The 25,703-nt window shown below is 48.2% G+C and carries 18 protein-coding genes; 13 read left to right on the plus strand and 5 right to left on the minus strand.

Features of this window, described 5'->3' with window-relative positions; all coding sequences use genetic code 11:
• Positions 1-11: 11 nt before the first annotated feature.
• From B1748_RS01365 to B1748_RS01375, 3 genes are all read right to left on the minus strand, one after another.
• Positions 12-1,616 (minus strand): FAD-dependent oxidoreductase, encoded by a 1,605-nt coding sequence (locus tag B1748_RS01365; protein WP_087566063.1) that lies wholly within the window; start codon positions 1,614-1,616, stop codon positions 12-14.
• A gap of 20 nt (positions 1,617-1,636) precedes the next feature.
• Positions 1,637-3,016 (minus strand): ABC transporter substrate-binding protein, encoded by a 1,380-nt coding sequence (locus B1748_RS01370; protein WP_179215309.1) that lies wholly within the window; start codon positions 3,014-3,016, stop codon positions 1,637-1,639.
• A gap of 69 nt (positions 3,017-3,085) precedes the next feature.
• Complete coding sequence (locus tag B1748_RS01375; protein ID WP_087566065.1) at positions 3,086-3,439, minus strand: 4Fe-4S dicluster domain-containing protein; 354 nt, start codon at positions 3,437-3,439, stop codon at positions 3,086-3,088.
• Positions 3,440-3,854: 415 nt separating this feature from the next.
• Between B1748_RS01375 and B1748_RS01380 the strand changes: the two genes are divergently transcribed.
• From B1748_RS01380 to B1748_RS01400, 5 genes are all read left to right on the plus strand, one after another.
• Positions 3,855-4,658 carry an alpha/beta hydrolase family protein gene (locus B1748_RS01380; protein ID WP_087566066.1) on the plus strand — a complete coding sequence of 268 codons (804 nt, stop codon included), beginning with the start codon at positions 3,855-3,857 and terminating at the stop codon, positions 4,656-4,658.
• A gap of 428 nt (positions 4,659-5,086) precedes the next feature.
• On the plus strand, positions 5,087-6,106 hold the full coding sequence (locus B1748_RS01385; protein ID WP_143810213.1) for a LacI family DNA-binding transcriptional regulator: 1,020 nt from the start codon (positions 5,087-5,089) through the stop codon (positions 6,104-6,106).
• Positions 6,107-6,310: 204 nt separating this feature from the next.
• Complete coding sequence (locus tag B1748_RS01390) at positions 6,311-8,278, plus strand: alpha-amylase family protein (protein WP_087566068.1); 1,968 nt, start codon at positions 6,311-6,313, stop codon at positions 8,276-8,278.
• A 60-nt stretch (positions 8,279-8,338) separates the two neighbouring features.
• Positions 8,339-8,995: a hypothetical protein gene (locus B1748_RS01395; protein ID WP_087566069.1), complete on the plus strand. Its 657-nt coding sequence runs from the start codon at positions 8,339-8,341 to the stop codon at positions 8,993-8,995.
• A gap of 24 nt (positions 8,996-9,019) precedes the next feature.
• Entirely contained in the window at positions 9,020-9,922 is a 903-nt protein-coding gene (locus B1748_RS01400) for an AraC family transcriptional regulator (RefSeq protein ID WP_087566070.1), read from the plus strand.
• Between the two features lie 57 nt (positions 9,923-9,979).
• Here B1748_RS01400 and B1748_RS37890 read toward each other — a convergent pair whose 3' ends face one another.
• Complete coding sequence (locus B1748_RS37890) at positions 9,980-10,063, minus strand: IS3 family transposase (protein WP_373271241.1); 84 nt, start codon at positions 10,061-10,063, stop codon at positions 9,980-9,982.
• A 116-nt stretch (positions 10,064-10,179) separates the two neighbouring features.
• A complete protein-coding gene (locus B1748_RS01405; RefSeq protein WP_087566071.1) occupies positions 10,180-10,395 on the minus strand; it encodes a hypothetical protein in 216 nt (71 codons plus the stop codon).
• A 187-nt stretch (positions 10,396-10,582) separates the two neighbouring features.
• Here B1748_RS01405 and B1748_RS01410 point away from each other — a divergent pair, with 187 nt between their 5' ends.
• From B1748_RS01410 to B1748_RS01445, 8 genes are all read left to right on the plus strand, one after another.
• Positions 10,583-16,372 (plus strand): S-layer homology domain-containing protein, encoded by a 5,790-nt coding sequence (locus B1748_RS01410; protein WP_087566072.1) that lies wholly within the window; start codon positions 10,583-10,585, stop codon positions 16,370-16,372.
• Positions 16,373-16,635: 263 nt separating this feature from the next.
• Positions 16,636-18,906, plus strand: coding sequence for an alpha-L-rhamnosidase-related protein (locus B1748_RS01415; protein ID WP_179215310.1), 2,271 nt, complete (start codon positions 16,636-16,638; stop codon positions 18,904-18,906).
• Between the two features lie 37 nt (positions 18,907-18,943).
• A complete protein-coding gene (locus tag B1748_RS01420; protein ID WP_087566074.1) occupies positions 18,944-20,302 on the plus strand; it encodes an extracellular solute-binding protein in 1,359 nt (452 codons plus the stop codon).
• Positions 20,303-20,379: 77 nt separating this feature from the next.
• Positions 20,380-21,273 carry a carbohydrate ABC transporter permease gene (locus B1748_RS01425; protein ID WP_087566075.1) on the plus strand — a complete coding sequence of 298 codons (894 nt, stop codon included), beginning with the start codon at positions 20,380-20,382 and terminating at the stop codon, positions 21,271-21,273.
• A 285-nt stretch (positions 21,274-21,558) separates the two neighbouring features.
• Positions 21,559-22,134, plus strand: a complete 576-nt coding sequence (locus B1748_RS01430) for a carbohydrate ABC transporter permease (RefSeq protein ID WP_256975474.1) — start codon at positions 21,559-21,561, stop codon at positions 22,132-22,134.
• Positions 22,135-22,423: 289 nt separating this feature from the next.
• Positions 22,424-23,368 carry a cysteine synthase A gene (cysK, locus tag B1748_RS01435; RefSeq protein WP_087566077.1) on the plus strand — a complete coding sequence of 315 codons (945 nt, stop codon included), beginning with the start codon at positions 22,424-22,426 and terminating at the stop codon, positions 23,366-23,368.
• 219 nt (positions 23,369-23,587) lie between these two features.
• Complete coding sequence (locus B1748_RS01440) at positions 23,588-24,175, plus strand: thioredoxin family protein (RefSeq protein ID WP_087566078.1); 588 nt, start codon at positions 23,588-23,590, stop codon at positions 24,173-24,175.
• A gap of 146 nt (positions 24,176-24,321) precedes the next feature.
• Positions 24,322-25,686: an ABC transporter substrate-binding protein gene (locus tag B1748_RS01445; protein ID WP_087566079.1), complete on the plus strand. Its 1,365-nt coding sequence runs from the start codon at positions 24,322-24,324 to the stop codon at positions 25,684-25,686.
• Positions 25,687-25,703: the final 17 nt, after the last annotated feature.

A 25,703-nucleotide genomic window follows, 5' to 3' on the forward strand; every position in this document is an offset into this window, starting at 1 on the left:
TTGATTCGCGTTTAGACAGGTACTTTGTCATATCGCACGGATATGTGATCCAGCCCCCACAGGGCGATGCGGTGCAGCTGCGAGGGATCTTGCTCGGGATATTCGGCAAGCGTATGCATGGCCCGAGTCTCCTTTCGCTGAAGGGAGGCGGTGTGCATCCAGCGTGCGGTAGCCGTCATGGCCGCGATCTCTCGCGCCCGGATCCGTTGTTGAAAGCCCTCGTAACCGGCGGCGCTGCCGGCGATCGGCCATATGGCGTTCAGACGTTGCAGCGATTCCCGAATAGTCGACTCCCGGCGGAAGTAGTTGATCTTGAGCGACACTTCGTGCTGAACCGCTTTAAGGAGCTCGGAGTTATCCGGACGTTGGATGTCCGAGATCGCGGAGGCTTTGCTGTCGCCGCTGCCCGACTTAGGCTGCAGTCCGAATCGGCCTACGGGCCGCAGATTGCGCTGACCTGCGTGGCCGGGCTGCGCCGCCGCGTAAGCAGCTGCCGCCTCGCCGGACCACGTGCCCGAGCAAATGGCCCAAGAGGCGTTGAAAGCGCCGCCTCCGGACATGCCGCCCATCAGCCGTTCTCGCGATGCCGCGTCTCCCGCTGCATACAAGCCGGCAACCGTAGTCGAACAATCTTCTCCGACGAGCCGTATGCCTCCAGTGCCGCGGACGGTTCCTTCTCCCCTGACCGTAAGCGGGAACTTCTGCGTGAACACGTCGATGCCGACCCGATCGTAAGGAAGGAAGAAGATCGCGTGTGATCTTCTTAAAATGGCTTGCTTCTCCGGGGTGTCGGCTTTGTTGAGCATGGCATAGACCGTCCGGCCTTCGCTAACCGCCTTGTGCAGAATTTGGCCGCGGTTGCCGTCCGAATTGAGCACGTTGCCGGCCTCGTCGTAATACGTCGCCCAACCGAGCAATCGTCCGCGCGTGACGGTGCCGAACGCCGCGCTTGGCGCATAGGCACGGCTGAATTCCATGCCGGACAGCTCCGCGCCCAGCTCGGAGGCCATCAATAATCCGTCGCCCGTAAGCACGTTGCAGCCGAGTCCTTTGCTCAAGAAGGCGCATCCGCCGGTAGCGACGACGACGGCGTTCGCCCTGACTTCCCAGTCGGTCCCGTCCGGCCGACATACGCCTCGGGCTCCTCCGACCCCATGTTCATCCGCTAGCAATTCGAGCGCAGGATGCTGATCGAGCACCTTGACTCCAGCTTTTAGAACGACCTTTCGCATCAAATTCATATATTCCAGACCCTGCAGATGTCCGCGCTGCGGAACGCCATGCTCGTCGCGCACGAACGGGTAGCCCCATTGCTCAATGCGCTCCAGATTGATATATACCTGGTCCAATACACGATAAGTCCACGAACGCTCGGACAAATAACCTCCGCCGACGTATCGCTGCTCCACGGCTTTGTCTCTCAATTCCCGATCGGGCGGCAAATAAAGCAGATTCGTGCCCCCGGGTGCGGTCGCTCCGCTTGTCCCCAAATAACCTTTGTCCGCAAGTACGACTTTCGCGCCTTGGGAGGCGGCGCTCCACGCCGCCCAGGCGGCCGCGGGGCCGCCTCCCAGCACGAGAACGTCCGCGGTCAATTTACGGCCCATTTCGCTCATACTTCCATCTCCTTTCTACATTAAGGTTTCGTAATCTTTAACGTTTCCAAGTCTTTGCGAATGGCTTCTTCGGCCGTTCGGATCGCCGTATTGACGTCGGTTCCTTTGAGCGCGATATCCGCGAACGCTTGCGTCACATGTTTGGAGACATCACCCTCCAGACGATGTTGATCAAGAACGGGAGGCGTCGTTTTGAATATATTTTCGATCTTCTTGCCTTTCAGCACCTCGATATCGGCGCCGAACTCCTTCTCCAGCTCCGGGTTGTCGATGGCGGGCACGCGGCCGTTGCGGGACAGAATCCGCTGCACGTCGTCCGACAAAATATGGGCAAGCACCTGGAACGCCTCGTCCTTGTGCTTGCTGACGCTGGAGATGGATACCGAATGCACGTTGGCGACTTTGCCTTGTCCCAGATTATCCTCGAAGTTAGGGATAGGAGCCAGATCCCAGTTCAGCGGTTTGCCTTGGGCCCGCAATTCTTCCAGAGGGCCGATCAGATTGGCCAGCAGCGTTGGTCGAATGGCAAGATTCTGATCGACGATGAAGGAGTCACGGTCATATTGATATTGTTCGCCTTGGACGAACCCGGGGTGCTGCACGTTCTTCTGTACGGTCTCGAACACGCGCCGCCATTGCCTGGATTGAAGCGTCGGTTCGTCGCTCTCCGGATCAAGTGCGAAGATGCCATAGCTTCCTTGCAGAGTGGCAGGGCCGTTGTTCAGATCGGTGCCGATGTAGTTGACGCCGCCATCGGAACGCGTCAGCTTCTGGGAGATGTCGAGCAAGGCATCCCATGTGATCTGTTCATCGGGAGGATAGGCAACGCCGAATTTGTCGAAGATGTCCTTGTTATAAAATAGCGCGGCGACATTGGATGAGAAGGGGAGCGTGAACAGCTCTCCCTCCTTGGAAAAATTCAGGACGGAGTCCAGCAATACCGGCTTCAGCCGCTTGGTATCGAACCCGTGTTTCTCCGCAAGGGGGGTGAGGTCGGCGAATACGCCAAGCTCCTGGAACGTATAGTAGGAGCCGCTCGTCTGATAGATAATGTCTGGCACATCGTTCGAGGTTAGCACCTCGGCCGGCTTGACGCCATCGGCGGGAACGATCTTCTCGAGCGTAATATGCGGGAATTTTTCCTTGGTCGGTTCTTCGAAAAATAATTTGAATTCCGTATCGGTCAGCGTTCCGCCGCCGACGTAAAATTTGAGCGTAACGGGCTCCGGAGCGGCTTCGGTAACGGGAGCTTCCGAAGCTTTTGTCTCGGTCGGCTGATCCGTTGCCTTTGTCCCTGCATTGGACGACGGAGCGTTGCCGGATCCGCTCCCGCAAGCCGATAAAGCAAATGCGGATATAAGCGCCATAGTTAGCGCGGTTGTCTTTGATTTTCTTTTCATGGGTAATGCCCCTCTCTTCATATGGGAATTGAAATTTCAACTTTGTCGTTCCAAGAACGAACAAGCCGGTCAATATGTCCGTTGCTGCGGACGCGGCGGAAGAATGCGGTTAATGAATTCGGTAGAATCAATAGACGCCAGCTTGGTGCGGCCGGGTCCCCATCCTATCGTTGCGCGCCAGCTTCCCAGAACTCCCGAAGCGGCAAGCTCGGCTTCGTCTACCGATACGGGAGTATCGGCGTGGGGCGCAACGTACAGCGCATCGGCGGGACAATGGGCTTCGCAGACGAAGCAAGTCTGACAATCCTCTTGGCGCGCGATAACGGGAAGGCCGCTATCGTCGGCATCGAACACGAAGGTGGGACAGACCTTGACGCATATCCCGCAGGTAATGCATTTTTCCTCGCTAACCAGCTCTATCAATTTTCTTTCTGCCTCCTTTGTGCGTATAACGGGTATGCATGGTGTATGACGCCTCTACAGGCTTAGGCGCAAATAAAAAAAGATGCGCTACGACTGTAGGCATCTCCGCTCAAACGGTTGATTGGCAAACCGATATACATTATTCATATTAGATTACTTGGATATATCGGTATCATACATTCCCATTCTGATGAGGTCAAGAACAAATTATAAGGGAAGACCTGAGGGAAAAGACGTGGGAAGAGACGGGTTGACAAATGAAAGGCATGCTGATAGGATATTATCAAATAACCAAGTAATTCAATTGGCATTATTATAATTTGAATAGAATTGACCGTTCAAACGGAGGTTGTCTTGCCAGCAAGACGAAACTTCTGTTTTTTTGTTTTAAATTTCAGTAGAGGAGCGAGGAGAAATGTCGAAGCAAGCGATTGCGTCTGAAACATTCGAAATTGGATTGGATGAAGGATTGAAAGTAAGAGGGCGAGTTAGGGCAACTCCGGACGGCGTCCGCAAACCCGTCGTGGTCATTGCCCACGGATTCAGAGGTTTTCAGGATTGGGCGTTCTGGCCGGAAGTCGCCGAGAGGTTGGCAGGGCTCGGCTATTACGCCGTAAGCTTCGACTTCTCCCGGATTACGGCGAAGGAAGAGGGGCATGACGAAACGAAGGTAGCGGAAGCGAGCACCGTAAGCCAAGAATTAAGGGATCTTGAGGCGTTGCTGGGAGAAATCAAGCATGGTGGACTGCCGCTGCGAGAGGAGGCGGATGCCGGGAAGGTTGCGCTTCTAGGCCACAGCCGGTCGGGCGGCAGCAGCATTATCCATGCCGGCGAGCATCCCGAAGCGGTGTCGGCGGTTATTGTATGGAACGGCGGAGCTTCGCCCGTTAACGTTTCCTCGGATCCAGATCTGACCCCCGTTCAGCGCGCCGTAGCCCTGGATCAGGAGAAGAACTCGGAACGTTTTAATGTGACGAACCATTTTGTCGGTCTGACGCAGCCTGCTCTTATCGTGCAAGGAGATGCCGACAGCCAGCGGCTGCTCGACTTCGTGGACCGACTGAAGGAGCTGGCTCCGGGACAGAAGTACGTGTCCATACCAGGCGCCAACCATACGTTCGGCGTGACGCATCCGTACGAAGGAGCGACGGAACAGTTGAACGCCGCGTTCGAGGAGACGGCGGCTTTCCTGAACGAATGGGTAGGCAAAGCCGTGTAATTCAGAGTAAAGGCAACACAAGTAACCCCCATCCCGTGACAAATGGGATGGGGGTTATTTGACGCTTACAATAAGAATAGATAAGAAATCGGCGACATAATTCAATGGTTGGATTATGTTGTCGATTCACTTTAGTTAAAGTTAATGAAACATGGTATTGACAAAGAAAATCTCGACCATGTATTATTCAAATTGAGAGAACGTTTGCGCAACTTGAATCGCCTAATCCGTTCTCGCTAAGCAATTACTTTTTAGAAAACGATTACAATTTACAGTAAAGCAAGTCGAAATTCAAGAGGGAATTATTATTAATTAAATAATGAAAACGCTATCAGAAGTATTCCAGTTGTTTTGATCAAAAACATCTCATCGGTATCTTTTTTTTATGAATTTTGCGAGAACGTTTTCCCAAAAAGGTAGTGATTTTCTTGTCAGTCCAGCTTAAAGATGTCGCCAAGCATTTGAACATTTCCATTTCCACCGTCTCCAGAGTGCTGAACAATACGGGGAGAGTAAACAAGGATACGCGGGAACGCATCCTGACAGCGATTAAGGAATTAGGCTACCAACCGAACGAAATCGCCCGCAGCCTTAAGCGCAAAAGCGCGAACATCCTCGGCGTTATCGTACCCGATCTGTCGAACCGCTTTTATGCAAAAGTCATCAAGGGCGTCGAGAAGATAGCCAGGGAAAACGATCATTCCGTTATCGTTTGCAACAGTGACGAGGATATTCAGAAGGAAGAGGAGTACGTACAGCTTCTTCTTCAGAAACAGGTAACCGGTCTGGTCGTCGCCACGGTCGGCGGAAACCTTGAATTGTTCGAGCAATACAACAAATCGGGAATTCCTTTCGTGTTCATCGATAATTTGCCGCAAACGCAAGAAAATTTCGACGTTGTCACGATCGACAATGTGAAAGCCGGCTACAATCTGGCCAAACATCTGATCGATCAAGGCCACGAGAAGCTGGCGATCATTACAGGTCCGCAAAATCAATCGACGGCTGTAGAGCGCTTGCAGGGCTTTCGTAAATGCTTGGAAGAAAGCAGCTTTCCGGCTCTCGACAAATGGATCGGGATAGGCGAGTTCAAGCGGGAAAGCGGCTATACCATCATGAAAGACTGGCTTCTACAAGATGAGCTTCCAACGGCGATATTCGCGGCGAACGATCACCTTCTGTACGGCGCGATCGAAGCGATTTTGGAAAAGGGTTTAAGCGTGCCTCATGACATCGCCGCCGTCTGCTTCGATGCGAGTGACGATACTGGCCTCGTCAAACCGCAAATCACGTCGGTCATCCAGCCGGCCTATAAGATCGGATCAATAGCCGCCGAAATCATTATGCGGAAAGAGAAAAAAAAGGATCTCAAGGTGTTCGAAAAAGTTGTGCTGGAACCGACGCTGATCATTAACGAGTCCAGCCAGATTTTCATAAGGAAGAGTTAGGGATATGAGTTCCGAAGCGATCAGGCCACGCATTCGGTTGCCGCATGGGGGAGCAAAGTCGCCAAGATTACCGGCGAGCATTCCGCCAGGACCGGTAGTTTTTCGGATTGTATTAGCTTTTGAATAATCCTCAACAAAATCAAGTATTTGTTGGGGGTTATTTTGTTGAAAATTATTTATTGATAAGGGGAGTAGGCTGAAAACATGATACCAGAATTCGAAGCAAATCCGCAAATGATCCCGATCTCGCTTCCACATTTTCCAACGCGCATGCAGGCAGTCATTTGGAGAAATTACGGCCTGGTGCCTACGGAACGCATTGCTGCTGTACTGGGAGCAACAGCTCGTCAAATCGAAGAAGTTGCTGATCATATGGGACTGAAGGTACCTCAGGAGGTGGATGGGCAGTGGCTCGCCAGGGGCTACATCACGATTATTCGGGCCAATTGGCACTTGCTTACCTACGAGCAGCTCTTAGTCCTACTGGATTGGACAGAGGAAAAGCTGGAATTCACGCTTAAAGAGGATGACTTTCTATGGGTAAAGCTAGGCAATTTAAAGCCGTGTGTAACGCCTTTACGCTACAAGCCTTTAAGCGCAAAGGAGAAGAAGCTCACTCTTGAGTGGAAACAGCGCGTGTCGGAAGCTTTCGATCCCATTCAGAAACAGCTTGATTCTACTTTTCAGGAGAAGCCGTTCGATTTCTTGGAACGGTTCAAGCAGCCCGATTTGCCAAGGATTTCTCCAAGAAGGGGGCCGCTGGCAAGCGAAGCCAGGCTGGATGTGCCTTGGACGATTCAGACCTTCCAAGATGAGAACAAGGGCGAGGGCAATTTGAATGACTATGCTCGGCGATTTGCCGACAAGCATGCAAAGCTTTGGGGAGTGGAGTGGTCTGTAGCAGCATCATCTGATTATGATAGAACGCCAGCTTCGCCTGATTTGTTTAATGCCCTCGCTTCGTCATCATCGTATATAGATAAACCGATTCTTCGTTTTAAGGTTGATTCTGGCTCTCAATTAGCGAAAGAAAGCCATACGATAACCGTTTCTGCCGAAGAAATTGTCATTCAAGCGTCCGATGAAGAAGGTATTTTGCGCGGGCTGCAGTGGGTCGAGCAAACGATGAAAAAGTCGGAGCTGCCTTATCTTGAGAAGGGACAATATGAACGGACTAACAAGTTCGATCTTCGCTATATTTATTCCTATAGCGCGGTATATGGTGATCCGCTGCTCGAGACGGAGTTGGATCCTTACCCGGATGAGCAGTTGGAGCGATTATCGGAAGTAGGCGTTAATGGCATTTGGATGCAAAGCGTTCTTTATCAGCTCGTTCCTTGGCACGCTGCTCCGGAGCTGTCGGTCAATTGGGAACAAAGGATAGAAGGACTAAGAAAGTTGGTAAAAAAAGCGTCGAAGTACGGTATTCGCGTTTATCTGTATTTCAATGAACCGCGCTCCATGCCGCTTTCCTATTTCAAGGATAAACCGGATTGGAAAGGGCAGGAGGAGGAAGGCTATGCCGCGCTTTGTACATCCGTACCGGAGGTTCAATCCATTCTGAGCGAATCCGTATCTGCCTTATTCAGAGAGGTTCCCGGACTTGGCGGCATATTCGCTATAACGATGTCCGAGAACTTGACGAATTGCTACTCTAGGGCTCCCGGCGGCAAGACGAATTGTCCTCGCTGCAGCAAGCGCAGTCCGAGTGCCGTTATCGCAGAAGTCGTCAATTTGGTAGCCGATGCCGTTGCCAAGGAAGCCCCTGCTGCCCGGGTGCTTTGCTACACATGGGCATGGACCGGATCTTTGGGCTGGGACGATAATGAAATCTTATCGGCGATTAAGCAGTTGCCAAGCAATGTTACCATTCTCTCCGTAAGCGAAGATGAGAAAGAAACGAACATTGGCAATACTCCAGGCAAAGTGATCGATTATTCCATTTCCGTTGTCGGTCCGAGCGAAAAAACAGCGCGCATCTGGCAAATGGCAAAGGATAACGGATTAAAAACGGCGGCAAAGGTGCAATTCAATAATTCATGGGAGTTGTCGGCTGTTCCTTACTTGCCCGTATTTCAATTGATTGAGGAGCATCTGCAGCGGTTGAATGCATCGGGGGTAAGCGGACTAATGCTTAGCTGGACGCTGGGCGGTTATCCATCCTTGACGTAGAGACTTGCTGCGGAGCATTATTGGTCAGCGGACGGAAGCAATGCGAGAGGCATCCATGAATTGCTCGAGGATCAATTTGGGACTGCTGCAGGAAAGATGATCACGCAGGCAACGCTTGCTTTCAGTGAAGCGTTCCGGCAATTCCCGTTTGATGTCGCGGTGCTTTATTTGGCACCTCAAAATATGGGGCCGGCGAATTTGCTTTATATGGAGCCTACTTACTATAAAGCTACGATGGTAGGCATTCCTTATGATGATCTTGATCGGTGGCGCGCGCAATATTCGGAAACGGTGTTTGCCAATCAGTATAAAAAGCTTTCAAGCGGTTGGGAAAAAGGACTGAAGCTGCTCGATAGGGCACGGAAGCATATTACAGCCAGCACCGAAGCGGATTTCGATGATCTGCACCGGATTGCTAGCGCCGCTTACCTGCATTTCTACAGCACTTATATGCAAATTTTATTCGTGAAAAATAGGAATCGCTATCTTGCCGCAAAAGACGGGGAAAAGAAAGATAAGCTTCGAAGCGCCCTTATCGATATCGTCCAAAAAGAATTAGAAAATGCGAAGGCGTTGTATACCCTTGTTAAGCAAGATTCGCGCATCGGCTTCGAGGCATCCAATCACTATTTTTATACAAAACAAGATTTACAGGAGAAGGTGATGAACTGCCTCTATGTGCTCGATCAGTTTGACAGTTTGAAAACGAACAACTAGGGAAGACATAAGAGGTGGGTGTCTATGAAGCAACTCGAAAGCAAAAATTTCATGAACGCAGAATTTCCATTTTGGATTCATCGCTACATCCATGAAGAGGGTGTAACTTTTACACATATTCATGATTTTATAGAGCTTGTGTACGTGACAAGTGGTCGTGGACATCATAAGTTTGAGGGTACGGCTTATGAGGTAGAAACGGGCGATGTGTTCATCATTAATCCTGGTGAGTCACACGGGTATATCGTGGAGGAAGGCGGGAAGCTCGAAGTCATAAACTGCTTATTCTGGTCAAGCCTGATCCATGACACACTACTGCAGGAGATGGGCATTACCCAGACAATGGATTACTTTTTTGTTCATCCGTTTTTGGATCATGAGGAACGGTTTCATCATCGTCTTAACTTAAAAGGGCGCAATGCGGACGTTGTACTTACCTTACTAGAGGCAATGCTTCAGGAGAACCATTATCGTGATCCAGGATTTGAAGTTATTTTGCGAATCAAGATGATTGAGCTGTTAATTCTCTTAAGTCGAATCTATCATGCGCAACTAAATGGCAGACAGATGATGGAAACAAATAAGCATTCTTTATTGGTGAAACGGATTTCTGGCTATCTGGAACGAAACTACGAGCAGCGAATAGGTGCTGAACAATTGGCAAAGTTATTTAAAATAAGTGTACGGCAATTGCATCGGATTTTCAAATTAGAAACGAATCATAGTATCATTGAGACGTTACATCGGATTCGGATCGATAAAGCAAAAAGTTTACTAATTGAGACAGATGAAAAAATCATTACGATTGCAGGATTGCTAGGTTATGATGACCAGGCCTTCTTTAGTCGATTATTTGTACGTTATGTGGGTTGTTCGCCAGGTAAATATCGTCATCGTGGGTTGAAAAATGAAAATCAAGAAGTTTAGCGTTCGATATGGTTGTGAACTGCCCCCCGTCAAGTAGACAATACAAAAAATAAAGATCTACAAAGCGGCCTTAGCCCTAAATTCAATGGGACTGAGGCCGTCTATTTTTTTCTGAAGTCGCTCGTAATTGTAAAAGTGAATTTAATCATCAATGGCGTTCTTCAACTGCTCAAAAGTTTGGTATTTATGTAAATACTACTTCTCACCCCCGATCGCTGCTTTCTGACCGTTGCCGTACTTCAATTCAGTGACATCCGTTAGCCACTTCTTTTTCTTCCTACGATGACGGATTGAATCCTCTCCAACTGTCGTAAACGCTCATTTTCGTGCTCTAGTTTCTTCATGGCGAGCTTTTGCTGATCAACCTCGGTTAACTCTTCAGGTGCCTTCGCGCGTCCTCTGCCGTCGCGCAAAGCATCCTCACCACTTGCATCGTACTTTTTTACCCATCCATATGTCCGTCCCGTTGTCATAGCGGCTCCGCCCCATTATTGTACGGTAAAGGGGAGCATATCAGTTGTAGGGATGGCCGAATCGACCACAAAATGTCTGAATGAACAATGAAGAAAGATATGAAAACGCATACGATAACTAGGAGGATGTCTTTGTGTGATCAGCAGGGTATACTCGCACACTTTTATCTTGAAGGAGAATTGTGGGATGAAGAAACTAAAGTACAAAGTGCAAGCTGCATTCTTGTCGCTGAGTCTGATTATGTCTATTACTCTCTCGTCTGTATCTGCCGAGCAGTTGCTGCTTGGTGTGTATGTGCCGCCGCAACCTGGTTTCATCAATGACGAACAATATGATTTATTGCAAGAAGCTGGGATTAACTGGATTCATGGCGGTATCGGTTTTACAGAGCAAGAAATGAACGAGATGCTCGATTTGAGCGATGAACGAGATATAAGAGTGTCGGTAGGTGATTTGGATTACTTCGGTATGGGGAATACAACTGATGACAAATTAAGCATGTTAGCAAAACGTTATAAGGATCATCCTGCGACAGGCGGCTATTCTGTACGCGATGAACCAAGTGCGTCGATGTTTAGGGGTTACGCGAATGCGTATAACTATATGGCCCAAGAACATCCAGAAAGTAAGCCATATCTTAATTTGTTCCCGAATTATGCGTCAGATCTTCATATGGGGATTAGTCTTAACCTGATGTTTGCACAAAAGCAATCCAGCTCTGCGAAGGCTGTTTCTAGCGTAAATGCGGTAGGGCAAACATTCATGACAGCTGTGGATACCCATTTTATTGATACGATTGAACTGTTTATTCCGAAAGCATCTTGGGTGTCGGGCTTGTTAACGCTCTCGCTATGGGATTCTCCTGCGAAAACAACGAAGCTCGCTTCTAGTAAACTAGGCTATACGAATAACGGTGATTACCCGAGATTCCAACTGCATGCAGGCGTGTCCCCGAATACGTCTTATTATTGGGAGCTAACAAATGATCAGGGGATAGCAAGTATGGTTGCTCAAGTACAGCATTCTACAACGGATGTGTATGCACAAGGTGCCGCTTATGAGAATGGCGGTTTGCAAGGCAATCAGGATTTTTATTTCATCATCTACAACGGGACGAAGTATAGTCCGGCAAGCTCCTTTCAGTGGTGGAGTGGCAACTCTACAGTGGTTAAGCAAGAACAACCGGTTGGTCAATCATTTTATAATCCAAAGTGGAATTCGAAGATCAAAGCCATCGATGTATATCTAGATAGCTGGAGTTGGGACGAAGGGGAAGAACTGACACTCAACTTATATGACTCCCCTGCGAAGAACAATTTAATCGCTAGTGGGATGCTGCCTAGAAGCAATAATTTGAATTATCCAACTTTTGATCTGAACGTAGACGTTGAACCAGATACATCGTATTATTGGGAGCTTGCCCATAACGGTGGCGGAGATAATTCCGTTTCTAGCATACAGGCATCGACAGTCAGTCGCTATTCAGATGGTGCTGCTTATCTAGCTGGTGTTGAGCAAAACTGGGATATTGTCTTTAATGTGTATTCCGAGGACATTCCATTCGAGAAAGCTTCGGCAATGGGTCAATATGATACATCACGCAATGAAATTGCTGTAGGAGATGGAACATACGATGGGGATGTAGTGGGTGAAGCTCCCGTAATGTTCTCCCCTGATAACCTTGGAATCGACTTGACGACGAATAAGCAAGTACGTATCCGAGTGAAGAATGACACGGCAGGTGACATCGGACAACTCTTCTTCATAACCACAGAAGATCCGAATTATGATTTAGAGAAATATCACTCGTTCTATATTAAACCTTATGATACAGAATATTCGGAATATGTTTTTGATATGTCTTACATGTCCACATGGACTGGCACGCTTAAGGAGCTACGAATTGGTCAATACGGTGGGACGAGCGGTGCAATGAGTGTTGATTATGTAAAGATTATGCCAGCTGGTAAGGAGTGGAATTTCACCTCGGATGTTGAAGGTTGGCAACATAATGAGCAGATTACAAATGTGAGCATCACTGACGGAGCTTATCAAGGTGAAGTTACGGGAGGTGATCCGAGTCTGTATTCGCCGGACAATTTGAATTTGGATGCAAGCAAGGTCAAACTTGTGAAAGTCCGCTTGAAGAACGAAACGAATAGTGCGTTGGCACAAGTCTTTTTTACAACGAACAGTGATCCGACTTTAAGTGGAACAAAAGTTCTTAATTTTAATATTAATCCAAATGATCCGGTCTATCGTGAATATATCTTAGACATGTCCTATATACCAGAGTGGACGGGTACGATTAAGCAGATAAGGTTCGATCCGAATGTTGAGGCGATGTCTGGTACTTTCAGTATCGATTATATTCACTTGATGCCAGATGCGACAAAAGCATGGTATTTTTCGAAAAATACAGAAGGTTGGAGAACAGAATGGGGCATGGTTAATGGTCGTCATGTGCCCCAAGGTATCGGTCAAACCTTCACAACCCCGAGTCAAATTGATCGACGACTGGCATATATCGAAGTTGCATTGGATGAAGCGAAATGGGCTGCCAATGGTGAAGTAACTTTGACGCTCTATGAGAGTACAGCGAAGAAGCAAATCGTTGGACAGGCGAAGCTTTCGAAGAGCAATAATGGTAATTATCCGAAATTTTATTTGGATGCCAAATTGCTCCCGAATACTTCATATTATTTTGAACTCACGCAAAATGGAAGTGGGGACGTATGGGTAAGTGGTTCGACCGCTGATGCTTATGCAGCTGGGGCTGCATATTACAATGGTACGGCACAGGATTATGATTTGTATTTTAGAACGGTGTTCAACTCGACTTATCAAGATTATGTAGATGCGTTAATTATGGAAGTAGGCGCTGATAATCTAAGTTACCTGAGTGTGGACAACTATCCTTATCCAATTACGGACGGGTCATTCATCGCAGATTATTTCGCTAATCTAGAAATGATGAGAGACGCTGCAGTTCATCAGAATATTCCGATGCAGTTCTACATGCAATCCGTCGGTATACCGGGTGGGCTCAGACTGCCTAATGAAGCGGAGCTGCGTTACAATGTGTACAATTCCTTGGCGTATGGGATGAAATCGTTGCAATATTTTGTTTGGGCGACGATCGAGGGATTCACAGATTCGATTATAAAAGCAGATGGTACACCATCGCCACTGTATCCGATTGTGCAAGGATTGAACAATGAAGTATTGGCGCTAGGACCTATATTAATGGATTTGACCTCACAAAGTGTATATCACTCAGGAGATATGCCGCGGGGGACATTAAGTGCACCGATAGACTTTTTCTGGCAGCCTGTGTCTAACATGGATCAAGTCATCATCTCCTACTTCTTGGATTCAGAAGGGCGTAAGTATGTAATGGTCGTCAATAAAGACTATGCGCATACGCAGTCCTACACGTTCGACATCGATCAGGAAGTTGAAGCAGTTTATGAAGTTTCTAAAGAGACTGGCGAGAAGGTGACGACGAATTATGATGATTCGACAGGCAAGCTTTCGGCCTCGTTCTTGCCAGGAGAAGGTAAGCTGTTCGCACTAGCGTATCCTTATGATGCTGCACCACCCGTGAAGGAGTGGGAATTCTCCACGAACGCGGATACTGAGGGTTGGATTGCCAATAATGAGATTAGCGCTTCACGTGTGAGCTTTGGCAGCTTGAATGGGCAGGTGACAGGCGACAGTCCAGTGCTTACGTCGGCAGATGATCTGAATATTGATATCAGTAATCATGCAACAATTAAGCTTAAGATGCGTAATGGTACGGCGAGTGCGCTGGGGCAAGTTAATTTCACAACGACTGATGACGCTGTATGGGATGAGGCGAAGTCACTTCCTTTTGCCCTTGTACCGCATGATCGTAAGGAAAGAGAATACGTACTCGATCTCTCTAGTGTAGCAGGATGGGAAGGTACGTTAAAACAATTGCGTATCGTACCAAGTGCAGATGTAGAAACGGGTACTTTCAGTATCGATTATGTGCGTATTACAGATACCCCTGCAAAAATATGGCGCTTCTCCGTCGATGATGAAGGCTGGATAGCGAGTGGTGGGCTAACAAATGTGACGGTTGATGGTGCTTACAACGCAACGCTCATGGGCACACAATTGGCAGAAGTTACGAATACACACGAACTAGGTATTGATATTAGCAATAATAAGCGCGTCGAGCTTGTCATTAAAAACAATTCGAATCGTTCGGACGGGCAATTGTCATTTACGACGAAGACAGATGCAGTGTGGAACAATGAGAAGCGGGTCGATTTCTCGCTTGTTGCAAATGACACAGATTATTCAACCTATGTCGTTGACCTTTCTGCTACAGCTGGTTGGACAGGAACCTTAAAAAATCTAAAAGTTGGTTTTGCAGGTGACGGTGATTCGGGTTCCATTCAAATCGAAGAAATTCGAATTGCGAATAGCAGCAACAATGAGGGGGCCGTCTATCAAGGTCAATTGAAAGTCCTTATTGCGAAGGCGGAAGCTACGTTAGCCGGGGTTGTTGAAGGGACAGAGCCAGGGCAATATCCCGTTGGTAGCATGACAACTTTGACCCAGGCGATTGAGGATGCAGCGTTGCTTGTGGCGGAAGGTACTGCAGTTGAACGTAAGCAAGGTCTTGCGGCTTTACGTCAAACCATTGTGGACTTTAGCAATGCACTGATTGTGGATCCAGAACTGCCTTACTGGACGGATGGAAGCGTGACTGCCACGAACGTCACATCATCAAATGTGACGTTGACATGGTCTGGTGCGAATGATTTAACAGGCGTAACGGGCTATAGGATTTATCAAAATGACCAACAGGTGGCGCAGGTTGCAGGCTCGGTGACACAATACACGGTAACGGACTTGACACCAGGCACAAGCTATACGTTCGGAGTTGAAGCAATCGATGCTGACGACCAATTGAGTATTGATGGTCCACGGTTAACTGTACGCACGTCGGTGGTATCGAGCGGCGGTGATGGCGGGGGCAGTATCGTACAGCCGCCAGTTGAACCGAAAACAGGTGTTGAAGCAGAATTAGTCTTGGAACCGGGGGCAACTGGTCGCGCTGGCATTGAAGGGGAAATTTCTGTGACGATCCCTTCAGGTGCGACGAATCAAGCGTTAAAGATGATGATTCATCGTGTATCAGATCATAGTGGTTTGGCGCAGGCTAATCAGCCTTTAGTCAGCCCGGTATTTGATATTGTTAAAAATTTCAGGGAGCCTTTTGATAAATCTGTTACGGTTACACTTACCTACGATGCGAGCAAGCTTCATGCATTTGAGAAGCCTGTTATTTTCACTTATGATGCTACCACAGGTCAGTGGGTTGAAGTGACAAGTGTTGTATTAGAGAACAAACAAGTCAGCGCGGTCGTAGACCAACTCGGAATATTTGCCGTATTCGCGGTGAATCCAAGCCTGGTGCTGACAGACATTACGAATCATTGGGCAGAGTCTTATGTTCGTGAGGCTGTGGCGCTTGATATTGTACGCGGTTATTTGGATTCGACGTTCAAACCGAATGCAGAAGTGACGAGAGCAGAGTTCGTCGTCATGTTAGCGAGAGCATTAGGACTACAAGGATCTGGCAATACGCTGAGCTTTAAGGATGATGCAAGTATTGGCTCATGGGCGCGGTCAGCGGTTGCGCAAGTACTAGAAGCGGGAATTGTGAATGGGTATGCTGATCAGACTTTCCGTCCGAATGCAGCGATTTCGCGTACAGAGATGGTAACAATGGTGATGAGAGCACTTCAGATAAATTTGCCAGAAGCATCTGTGACTTCGTTTAACGATGATCGCGCGATTCCAGCTTGGGCGAAAGCATATGTACAAGGGGCATTTAACGAAGGGTTGATTTCGGGAAGAAGTGGTAATCAGTTTGCACCGAATGAAACGGCCACTCGTGCAGAGGCGATAAAAGTACTGATGACTGCAAGGAACTAGAATATTAATTCAATTCTGTAGAACAGATTTTTATCGATGATGTAGGTTGGTATCGTTTAGATAATCAGTAAGTCAGAGGTGTTAGCATGGATGATAAAGTAAAGAACAAGCAATGGCATGCGAAATGGATATGGCTTAAGGACGAGGATGTTCCGGATTATAGAAAACCTTATAGGTTGGCTTACTTCCGACGGGTATTCGAAATCGGAGAACAGCCTGGACAACGCCTTGTTGTTAACGTGTCCGCGGATAGCAGGTACAGGTTGTATTTGAATGGTGAATCCGTCAGCGTTGGTCCTTGTAGAGGGGATCTGCAAACCTATTATTATGAAACGATAGACTTGACTCATTTATTGAGAACCGGGAGCAACATTCTTGCCGCGAAGGTGCTGCATTACGGGGCGGGCGCTCCCGCTCCGGCAGCAATTATCAGTTCCGGCGCTGGAGCGTTTATTCTGCAGGGGGATTTAACTGATGAAGACGGAACTAAGTTAGAACAATTGTCTACGGATCAATTCTGGCAAGGATTGCCGGATTATTCTTTAACGTTATTGCCGGAAGGGCCGGATACTCAGGTCGGTGGATTGGAAGTTGTTGAAGGTACTGCGGTGCCGGTCGGTTGGGAAACGCTGAGCGATGAAACTTGGCCTTGGTCGGAAGTCAATGTAATTGGAGATGCCGTGGAACCACGTTGTGGGGGGCATTTGAAAGAACGGCAATTATCGGAACGCCAAATTCCGTTGCCGTATGAGCGAGATGGCAGCTTTTTGAATGTTGTTCGTTATGAAGGTATACCGAACGAAGCGGATTTGCAGACCTTTGAGCGAGGAGAGTCACCTCTCCTCTTGCCTGCAGGTTCGACAGCTGTATTGGAGCTTGATGCCGGTGAAATGATGACTGCTTATCTAAGGTTTGTTATGGAGCAGGGAAGCGGAAGCGAAATCGTCTTCCTGTGCGCGGAGTCCTATGAAACACCGGATCGAAAAAAAGGAATTCGAGATGAACACGAGGGCAAAAGCCTATACGGAAATCGTGAAGTTTACCGCGTCGGGGGAAACAACAAGTACGGGCCAGAAACCTATGAAACGTTTCTCTTCCGCACGTTCCGATTTGTCCGTCTGGAAGTTAAGGTCGGCGACGAGCCGTTATTGTTACGTCGGATCTATTATCGTGAAACGGGGTATCCATTAGAACTAAAGGCATCGTTTGCTTGCTCCGATCCCTCCTATTCCTTGCTTTGGGATATTAGCGTTCGAACGCTGCAGCGTTGCATGTATGAGTCCTATGTGGATTGTCCGTATTATGAGCAGCTTCAATATGGTATGGATACGCGGCTTCAATGCCTGTTTACCTATGCAATAAGCGGAGATGATAGATTGGCGCGCAAAGCTATCTTTGATTTCCACAGTTCCTTACTCCCCAGTGGTATGATGCTTAGCCGTTATCCAGCCAGAGTCGGTCAAGTCATTCCCGGGTTCGCATTGCATTGGATTATGATGGTGAGCGATCACTACGAGCACTATTGCGATCTGGCGCTCGTTCGCCGATATCGCCCCAGTATCGATGCCGTTCTGGATTGGTTTGAACGTCAGACAGGGGAAGATGGTCTTGTTGGAGCTATGCCCGACAGCTACTGGTCGTTCGCCGATTGGGTGCCGGAGTGGAACGCGTCTTATGGCGTACCCGTCACGGGCAGAAGTGTTCCGTTAACTTTGTATAATCTAATGTATGCGGACGCACTGCATAAAGCAGCTTTATTAAATGATCGAACTGGGCGCGGAGATACGGCTTCAGAGTACCGTTTGCGAGCTCAAACAATTATTAAGGCGGTGAATAGCACCTGCTGGTCCTCCGATCGGCAATTCTATCAGGATTCTCCTGGAGTTGAAGAATACAGCCAACATGTGCAGATATGGGCTATTCTCTCCGGTGCGACGGAAGGGGATGCAGCGGAGCAGCTTGCTATCCAACTTATCGAAGACAATTCACTCATGCAAGTGTCAGATGCGATGGCTTTCTTCCTGTTTCGCGCTTTATCGGAGGCAGGCCAATATGAACGAACTTATCGTTTATGGGATCGGTGGCATGAACAGGTGAAGCTGCACCTTACCACATGGGTCGAAGATGCGATTTCGCAGCGAAGCGATTGCCATGCATGGGGGGCGGTGCCGCTGTATGAATTCACGCATGAGATAATTGGTGTTAAGCCGACCATGGCGGGTTATGCCGCCATTCGTATTGCTCCGCAGCCTGGCCCTCATACATGGGCGAAAGGAAGCATCGTGGCAAGTCATGGACTTATTCAGGTTTCCTGGGTGAACGATGTGGTTAACGGGCGTTTTACTCTTCAGGCATCTGGATTGGGTGGTAAGAAAACGGAAGTTTGTATGCCAGACGGCTCTGTATCTGTGTTCGAGAATAGAGACGAAGTGGAGGTTGTATGCGGTGCTCGTCAAGTTGAAAAAATGAAGGGGGTGGGGCCGGAGCGGAGGCTTTATAAGCAGAAAGTATGCTTGGAATTAAGTGAGCACTAGGTTAACTTACACTTTAGAAGAAGGGGCAGTGAAAAAAATGATTCAAAAGAGAACAAGGCTTGCAGTATTGATGGTACTTACATTATCGGTAATTCTTGCAGCATGTGGAGGCGGGACGAACAACAAAGTTTCAGATCCTATTGTTACGAATAACAACAGCAATAGTGAGAGTACTAACACACCCTCCAACGAAACGGAGGGACTCTCCGGTGACTTTGAAATTCAATATTTCGTAGGCGGCTATGGAGATAGTTGGTGGAAATCCATGTTGGGTAAGTTCAAGGAGAAACACCCCAATCTCAATATTATTGAGCAGGCAGGGCCTCTCATTAATGAGCAGATGATGCCGCGATGGATCCAAGGAAACCCGCCCGATCTGGTGTATCTTGATGGCTCAGGTTTTCTTGATGTAGGCACGGCAGCTAAAGATGGTCAATTGATGGATCTTACGGAATGGTTTGCAACGGCGGTGAACGATGATGGCGTTCCATTATCCGAGGCTGTGATTACCCAGCCGCAGCTGTTTGGAAATAAAGTATATTCCATTCCGCTTGTCTTCGGTTCTTGGGGAACATTCTACAATAAGTCGCTATTCAAGCAAAACAATTGGGAAGTCCCGACTGATTTTGAAAGCTTCCTGAAAGTTGGAGAACAAATCAAAGCTGCTGGTATCGCACCATACACACACGCAGGTATTTATACAGCATATTTCAACAATGGCTTCCTGTACCCGACTATTGTGTCGGCTAACGGCGATGATCCTTCTATTCTGCAAGATATGGCAGCCAACGTAGTAGATGCTTATCGCAGTGATGCAGTTATGACGGCATTGCAGAAGGTTGTAGCTATGAGAGAGAAAGGTCTCCTTGATTCTTCGGCAGTCGCGCTCAATCATACTGATTCGCAGATTCTGTTTCTCCAGGACAAAGCTGCTTTCCTTCCTAATGGATTGTGGTTAGAGAACGAAATGGCGAACGATACGCCAGATGATTTTGAATTCGGTTACATTCCTTCAATTGGACAAGCGCCGGGAGGCAAGTATATTTCCAATCCATATACAAGTCCTGTGGCAATTGCTCAAGAGGCCAAAAACCCGGATGCTGCCAAAGCATTCATTCAATTTATTTATACGGAACGTAATGCAATCGAATGGGCAGAGTCCACAGGAGCGCTGATGAATCTGAAGGTTGATCTGGAACAGTCTGAAGCAAGTCAAGTATCAAAAGGGGCAATCAATTTCTATAACAGTCCGAATTTGGTCTTGTTGCCCGCTGTTTCCTTTCATCCAGATGTGGACAAGGAATTGCAAAACGCGACGTTGTCTTTGATTGATGGAAAAATTACACCTGAGGAATGGGTGAAACGTTTAATTTCTGTTGTAGAAAAAGTTAGCTAGTCACTAGAGAGCTAAGATGCGGATAAGAATGGAAAGATCTTATCCGCATCTTAAATTTAATTAGGAAGGTTTTCAATATGACTAACAAATTGAAACGCGGATTATTCATTATCTCATTTATTGTCCCCACCTTTATTATATTTTGTGTGCTAACCGTGTATCCAATTTTTAAAGCGCTTTACATCAGTTTTTTTAATTGGTCTGGCACTTCATCGACGATGACTTATGCCGGAATTGATAATTTTGCTAGGATGCTCAAAGATCCTATTATCTATCGGGCCATGCTGAATGATTACTTTCTTGTCTTCTGGAAGGTTATCTGGATCATGCTGCTCGCTACTTTTTTTGCGGTTGCAATAGCACGATTCAACATGCGGGGTGCAAAGTTTTACCGAGCGGTATTTTTTATTCCTAACGTGCTATCCATTGTTGTTATTGCAGTACTCTGGCGGTTTATTTATAACCCGTCATTCGGGTTGCTCAACAGTCTACTTTCTTTTATATCAAATAGAGAAGTAAAGATCCCTTGGCTCGGAAATGCTGATTATGCCTTATGGGCACTCTTGCCTCCTGCGATTTGGGCTGGAATTGGTTTCTTCATGATCCTATTAATTGCTGCAATTAAAAGCATTCCAGAATCTTTGTATGAAGCGGCCAAAATTGATGGCGCCCGGCAATGGAATCAACTTATACACATTACATTGCCGCTCATTTGGGAACAGATCAAAGTCTCGATTGTTCTCATTACGATAACCTCGCTTAATGGATCTTTTGCTATTGTAAATGTCATGACCGGGGGAGGACCGGACAATGCTACACAAGTGCTCGGGCATTATCTATATCAAATGGGCTTTAAACAATTTTATATGGGCTATGCTTCGGCGATAGGTGTACTAATACTGGTTCTTTCTTTGCTGACGACCATTATTCTGCAACGATTGATGAGAAAAGAAACCATCGAACTATCGTAAAGGGGGATCATCGACTTGAGGAAGAATCAAATAACCCCGATTTCTCGGTGGTTTACCAGTATCGGCTTATATATCTGGACCATTTTATGTATCTATCCGCTCGTATTCGCATTTTTTCAATCCCTAAAAAATAATAAGCAAGTATATTCCGGAAGTGCCTGGGACCTTCCTGACTTTCCATTATTATGGTCAAATTATGTGTATACGTGGGAAAATTACAATTTTAGCAGTTATTTTGTTAACTCGATCCTAGTTACAATTGGAAGCATTTTTGTTTCACTTCTAATGGCTTCGACAACTGCATATGTGCTGGCACGGTATAGATTCAGAGGGAGCGGCTTGATCTTCTACATGTATCTTGCATCGATGAGCATACCTACAATGATGATAATTGTGCCGATTTTCTTCTTGTACGGCGATCTTCACCTTGCTAATACGCATAGCGGGCTTATTCTCTTATATGCAATTTCATCCCTGCCACTTAGTCTGTTATTGCTGATCGGTTTTTTTAAATCCTTGCCGCATGAGTTGGAGGAATCGGCAGTTATTGATGGGGCATCCCACTATGGGGTCTTCTTTCGAATTATGCTCCCTCTTGCAATGCCAGGATTGATTACGATAAGTATTATCAATATTCTTAACTACTGGAACGAGTTCTCATACGCCCTGATTTTAATGAATGATACCCGAAAGTATACCTTGCCGATAGGTCTTGCTTACATGCAGGGGGAAATGCAATACCGAATTGAATTTGGACCTTTGTTCGCGGGATTAATGATATCGTTAGTCCCCATGCTGGTTATGTATATTCTGTTCCAAAACAGGATCAACGAAGGTATTGTTGCTGGAGCTGTTAAATAAGGATGAAGCATAGCCTTGATAGAGGTTTTCTCATTAGTTTATGGAAAAGGAATAAGAAAGTTCGGACAAAACAACTAGATTCATATAAAGGGCGACCCGTTGCAGGCTGAAGCAAACAAATGTGTAATTACATATTGTCAAGTTAGACGACTCATGTTATAGTAATAAAAAGTTTACAAAGTCACTTGGAATAGTGGGTATTAAGCAGTCAACCGTTCAAACGGAGATGCGCTTCCTTTTATTAAGGAGGCGCATTTTTATTTTCGAAACCATGAAGGGGGAAGCTCTAATGGCACGCATCGTCAATCATATCACCGATCTGATCGGAGATACGCCGCTCGTTCGTTTGAACAAAATCGTTCCCGAGGGCAGCGCGGAAATTTATTTGAAGCTCGAATTTTTTAACCCCGGCAGCAGCGTGAAGGACCGGATCGCCATCAGCATCATCGAGGAAGCGGAGCGCGAAGGGAAACTGAAGCCCGGCGCTACGATTATCGAGGCGACGAGCGGCAACACGGGGATCGGCATCGCACTTGTGGCGGCGTCGAGAGGCTACCGCGCCATACTCGTTATGCCGGAGACGATGAGCCTGGAGCGGCGCAATCTACTTAGAGCCTACGGAGCGGAGCTGGTGCTTACGCCGGGTACCGAGGGGATGAAGGGCGCCATCCGGACCGCCAAAGAAATTTTGGACCGGAATCCCGACTACTTCCCGGCTCAGCAATTCGACAATCTCGCCAATGTGAAGATTCACCGGGAGACGACGGGGCCGGAGATCGTGGAGGCGATCAACTCCTTGGATGGCAAACTTGACGGATTCATCGCCGGCATCGGTACCGGGGGCACGATCACGGGAGCCGGAGAAGTGCTTCGCACGGCGTTCCCGGATATTGTTATCGCCGCGGTGGAGCCGGCCGCATCGCCGGTGTTGTCGGGCGGAAGCCCGAGCCCGCACAAAATTCAGGGCATCGGAGCGGGTTTTGTTCCTTCTATCCTGGATACCGAGATCTACAACGAAGTGATCCAGGTGACGAACGAGCAAGCCTTCGAGACGGCACGGCTGGCAGCGAAGAAGGAAGGGATTCTGGGCGGCATCTCGTCGGGAGCCGCGATCTATGCAGCGCTGCGGTTGGCCGAGAGACTGGGAGAAGGCAAACGTATCATCGCCGTCGTGCCGAGCAACGGAGAGCGTTATTTGTCGACGGTCCTATATGCGGAGGAACAACAAGCTTAATGGAGGTAGTTCAAAAAGTCCGCTTCCCATCACGGAGTAATTCAAGTAGCGTATTCGACATCGAATATTGAATTGAACTTTCATTAATATAAACGAACGAAGCGTTCGACTGGTCAACCAGAGACACGGCTTCCCGAATCGGGCAGTCATGTCTCTTTTTTGTTTCCCCTATGGGCGGAAGCGGCTATACAACATTGAAATGGAGAAGGGATGATTTTAATGGCATACACACTACAAATAGGTGAGAACGCACCGGAGTTTAAATTGCTTGCGACCGATGGGAACCATTATACCTTAAACGATTTCGCGGATGCGAAGGCGCTTGTCGTATGGTTCACGTGCAATCATTGCCCCTTCGTCAAGGGTTCGGACGAGGTGACTCGGACGACGGCATTAAAGTACGGACCGCAGGGAGTCGCCTTCGTCGCGATTAATGCGAACAGCGCAACAACGAACCCGGATGATTCCTACGAGAAGATGATTGAGCGCATCGATGAGCATAAGTTCCCGTGGACTTATCTTCACGACGCGCAGCAGGAAGCGGCGCTGGCCTACGGCGCGCTTCGCACGCCGCATTTCTATGTGTTCGATGCCGAGCGCAAGCTGATCTATACGGGCCGTGCGGTCGACTCTCCTAAGGATGCGGAGAAAATTACATCACACGATCTGGAGAACGCGCTTGACGACTATCTGGCAGGGCGGGAAGTTGCCGTACCGCTGACCAACCCGGTCGGCTGCAATGTGAAATGGGAGGGCAAGGATAAACGGTGGATGCCGGAAGTAGCTTGCGATTTGGTGCTTAATTAAATAACCGATCAGTACGAGACATAAGGACATTCGCGAGCGGAGCGAAGAAGGCCTCGCTCGCGTGTCTTTTTTTTATGCAACTAATCCCAACTATTTCAATGCGAATTATTAATATATAAACTCGACCCACAAGAGGAGAATGAAAGATGAAAAGGGCTGGACTTATTCTATTGTCGTTAATGATGATGATCACGATGCTTGCGGCATGCAGCGGCGGAACCAAAAACGGTTCGGGAGCCGATACAAGCGGCGGCACGACGCCGACGGCCACAGAGAAGGGGAAAGACAATCAGGAGCCTGTCACGCTGAAGGTGCTTCGGGCGGGCATTACCGTCACGCAAGCGGAATTCGAGAAGACGCTGCTGCAGCAGACGAAGGAGAAATTCCCGCATGTCACGTTGGAGTGGGTGGACGCGCCTGAGGATGTTGAGCTTGAACCGCTCATTACGTCTGGCGAGGTTCCCGACATTATGTTCGTGTCGACGACTTCCATTGCCACGACGCTTAAAGACCTGGATCTAGTGGAGAATCTGGCGCCTTATATCGAGAAACATAACGTTGATCTAAGCCGTCTCAAGCCGGTCGTGCTGGACGTCGTTCAGAAGTATTCGCCGGAAGAGGGGGTGGCGGCTATCCCGTTCTCCGTGAACCTGCCCGTTATTTTCTATAACAAGGACATCTTCGACAAGTTCGGGGCTTCGTATCCGCCGAATGAGCAAATGAGCTGGAATCAAGCCATCGAGGTCGGCAAATCGGTAACGCGCAGCGACAATGGCGTGGACTATGTCGGCATCGATCTATTCGGCTCCAGCAACATCGCGACCGGACTTGATCTGTTCATTATCGACCCGGAGACGGGCAAAGCCGACGTGACGACGCCGCAATGGCGCAAAGTGTTCGAGCAGCTGCAGAAGAGCTATGAAGTGCCGGGATATATCGGTGCCGATGGTCGATACCAATATGCGAACGACGACGATATTTTCTTTAATGAACAGAATCTGGCCATCGTCGCTTACAATATCGCCCACTTGCTGGGACCTCTCGAGGAGCTGCGCCAGCAAGGAATCGAGCTGAACTGGGATTTCGCGCCGTTCCCGAATTTCGAGGAGAACCTCGGCACGGGCAAAGCGGTCAACGTGCATTCCCTGGTCGTGACGAAGGCGAGCAAACATAAGGATTTGGCTTTCCAAGTCATCGCGAATCTGCTGACGGACGAGTCGCAGCTTGCGCTTGCCAAGGCGGGACGCGTGCCAACGGTGGAAGGCAAGCAGTTCGAGGAAGTGTACGGACAGGATATTCCGGTGCTGGAGGGCAAGACGGTCGAAAATATTTTCAAAGCGCCGCCGCGCAACGCGATCAAGCCTCACAAATTCGAAAGCAAAGTGCGCAAATTCCTGACGGAGGCGGAGCGCAGCATCGCCGTCGACGGCGTGGACGTCAATACGGCGCTGCGCGTAGCCCAGGAAGGAATCGAAAAGGAACTGGAGACGCTGAACAATACGAGCAAGTAAGCAAGCGAAGCGGGATC

The sequence above is a fragment of the Paenibacillus sp. MY03 genome, from assembly GCF_002165585.1.
In the GTDB taxonomy this organism is placed as follows: domain Bacteria; phylum Bacillota; class Bacilli; order Paenibacillales; family Paenibacillaceae; genus Pristimantibacillus; species Pristimantibacillus agaridevorans.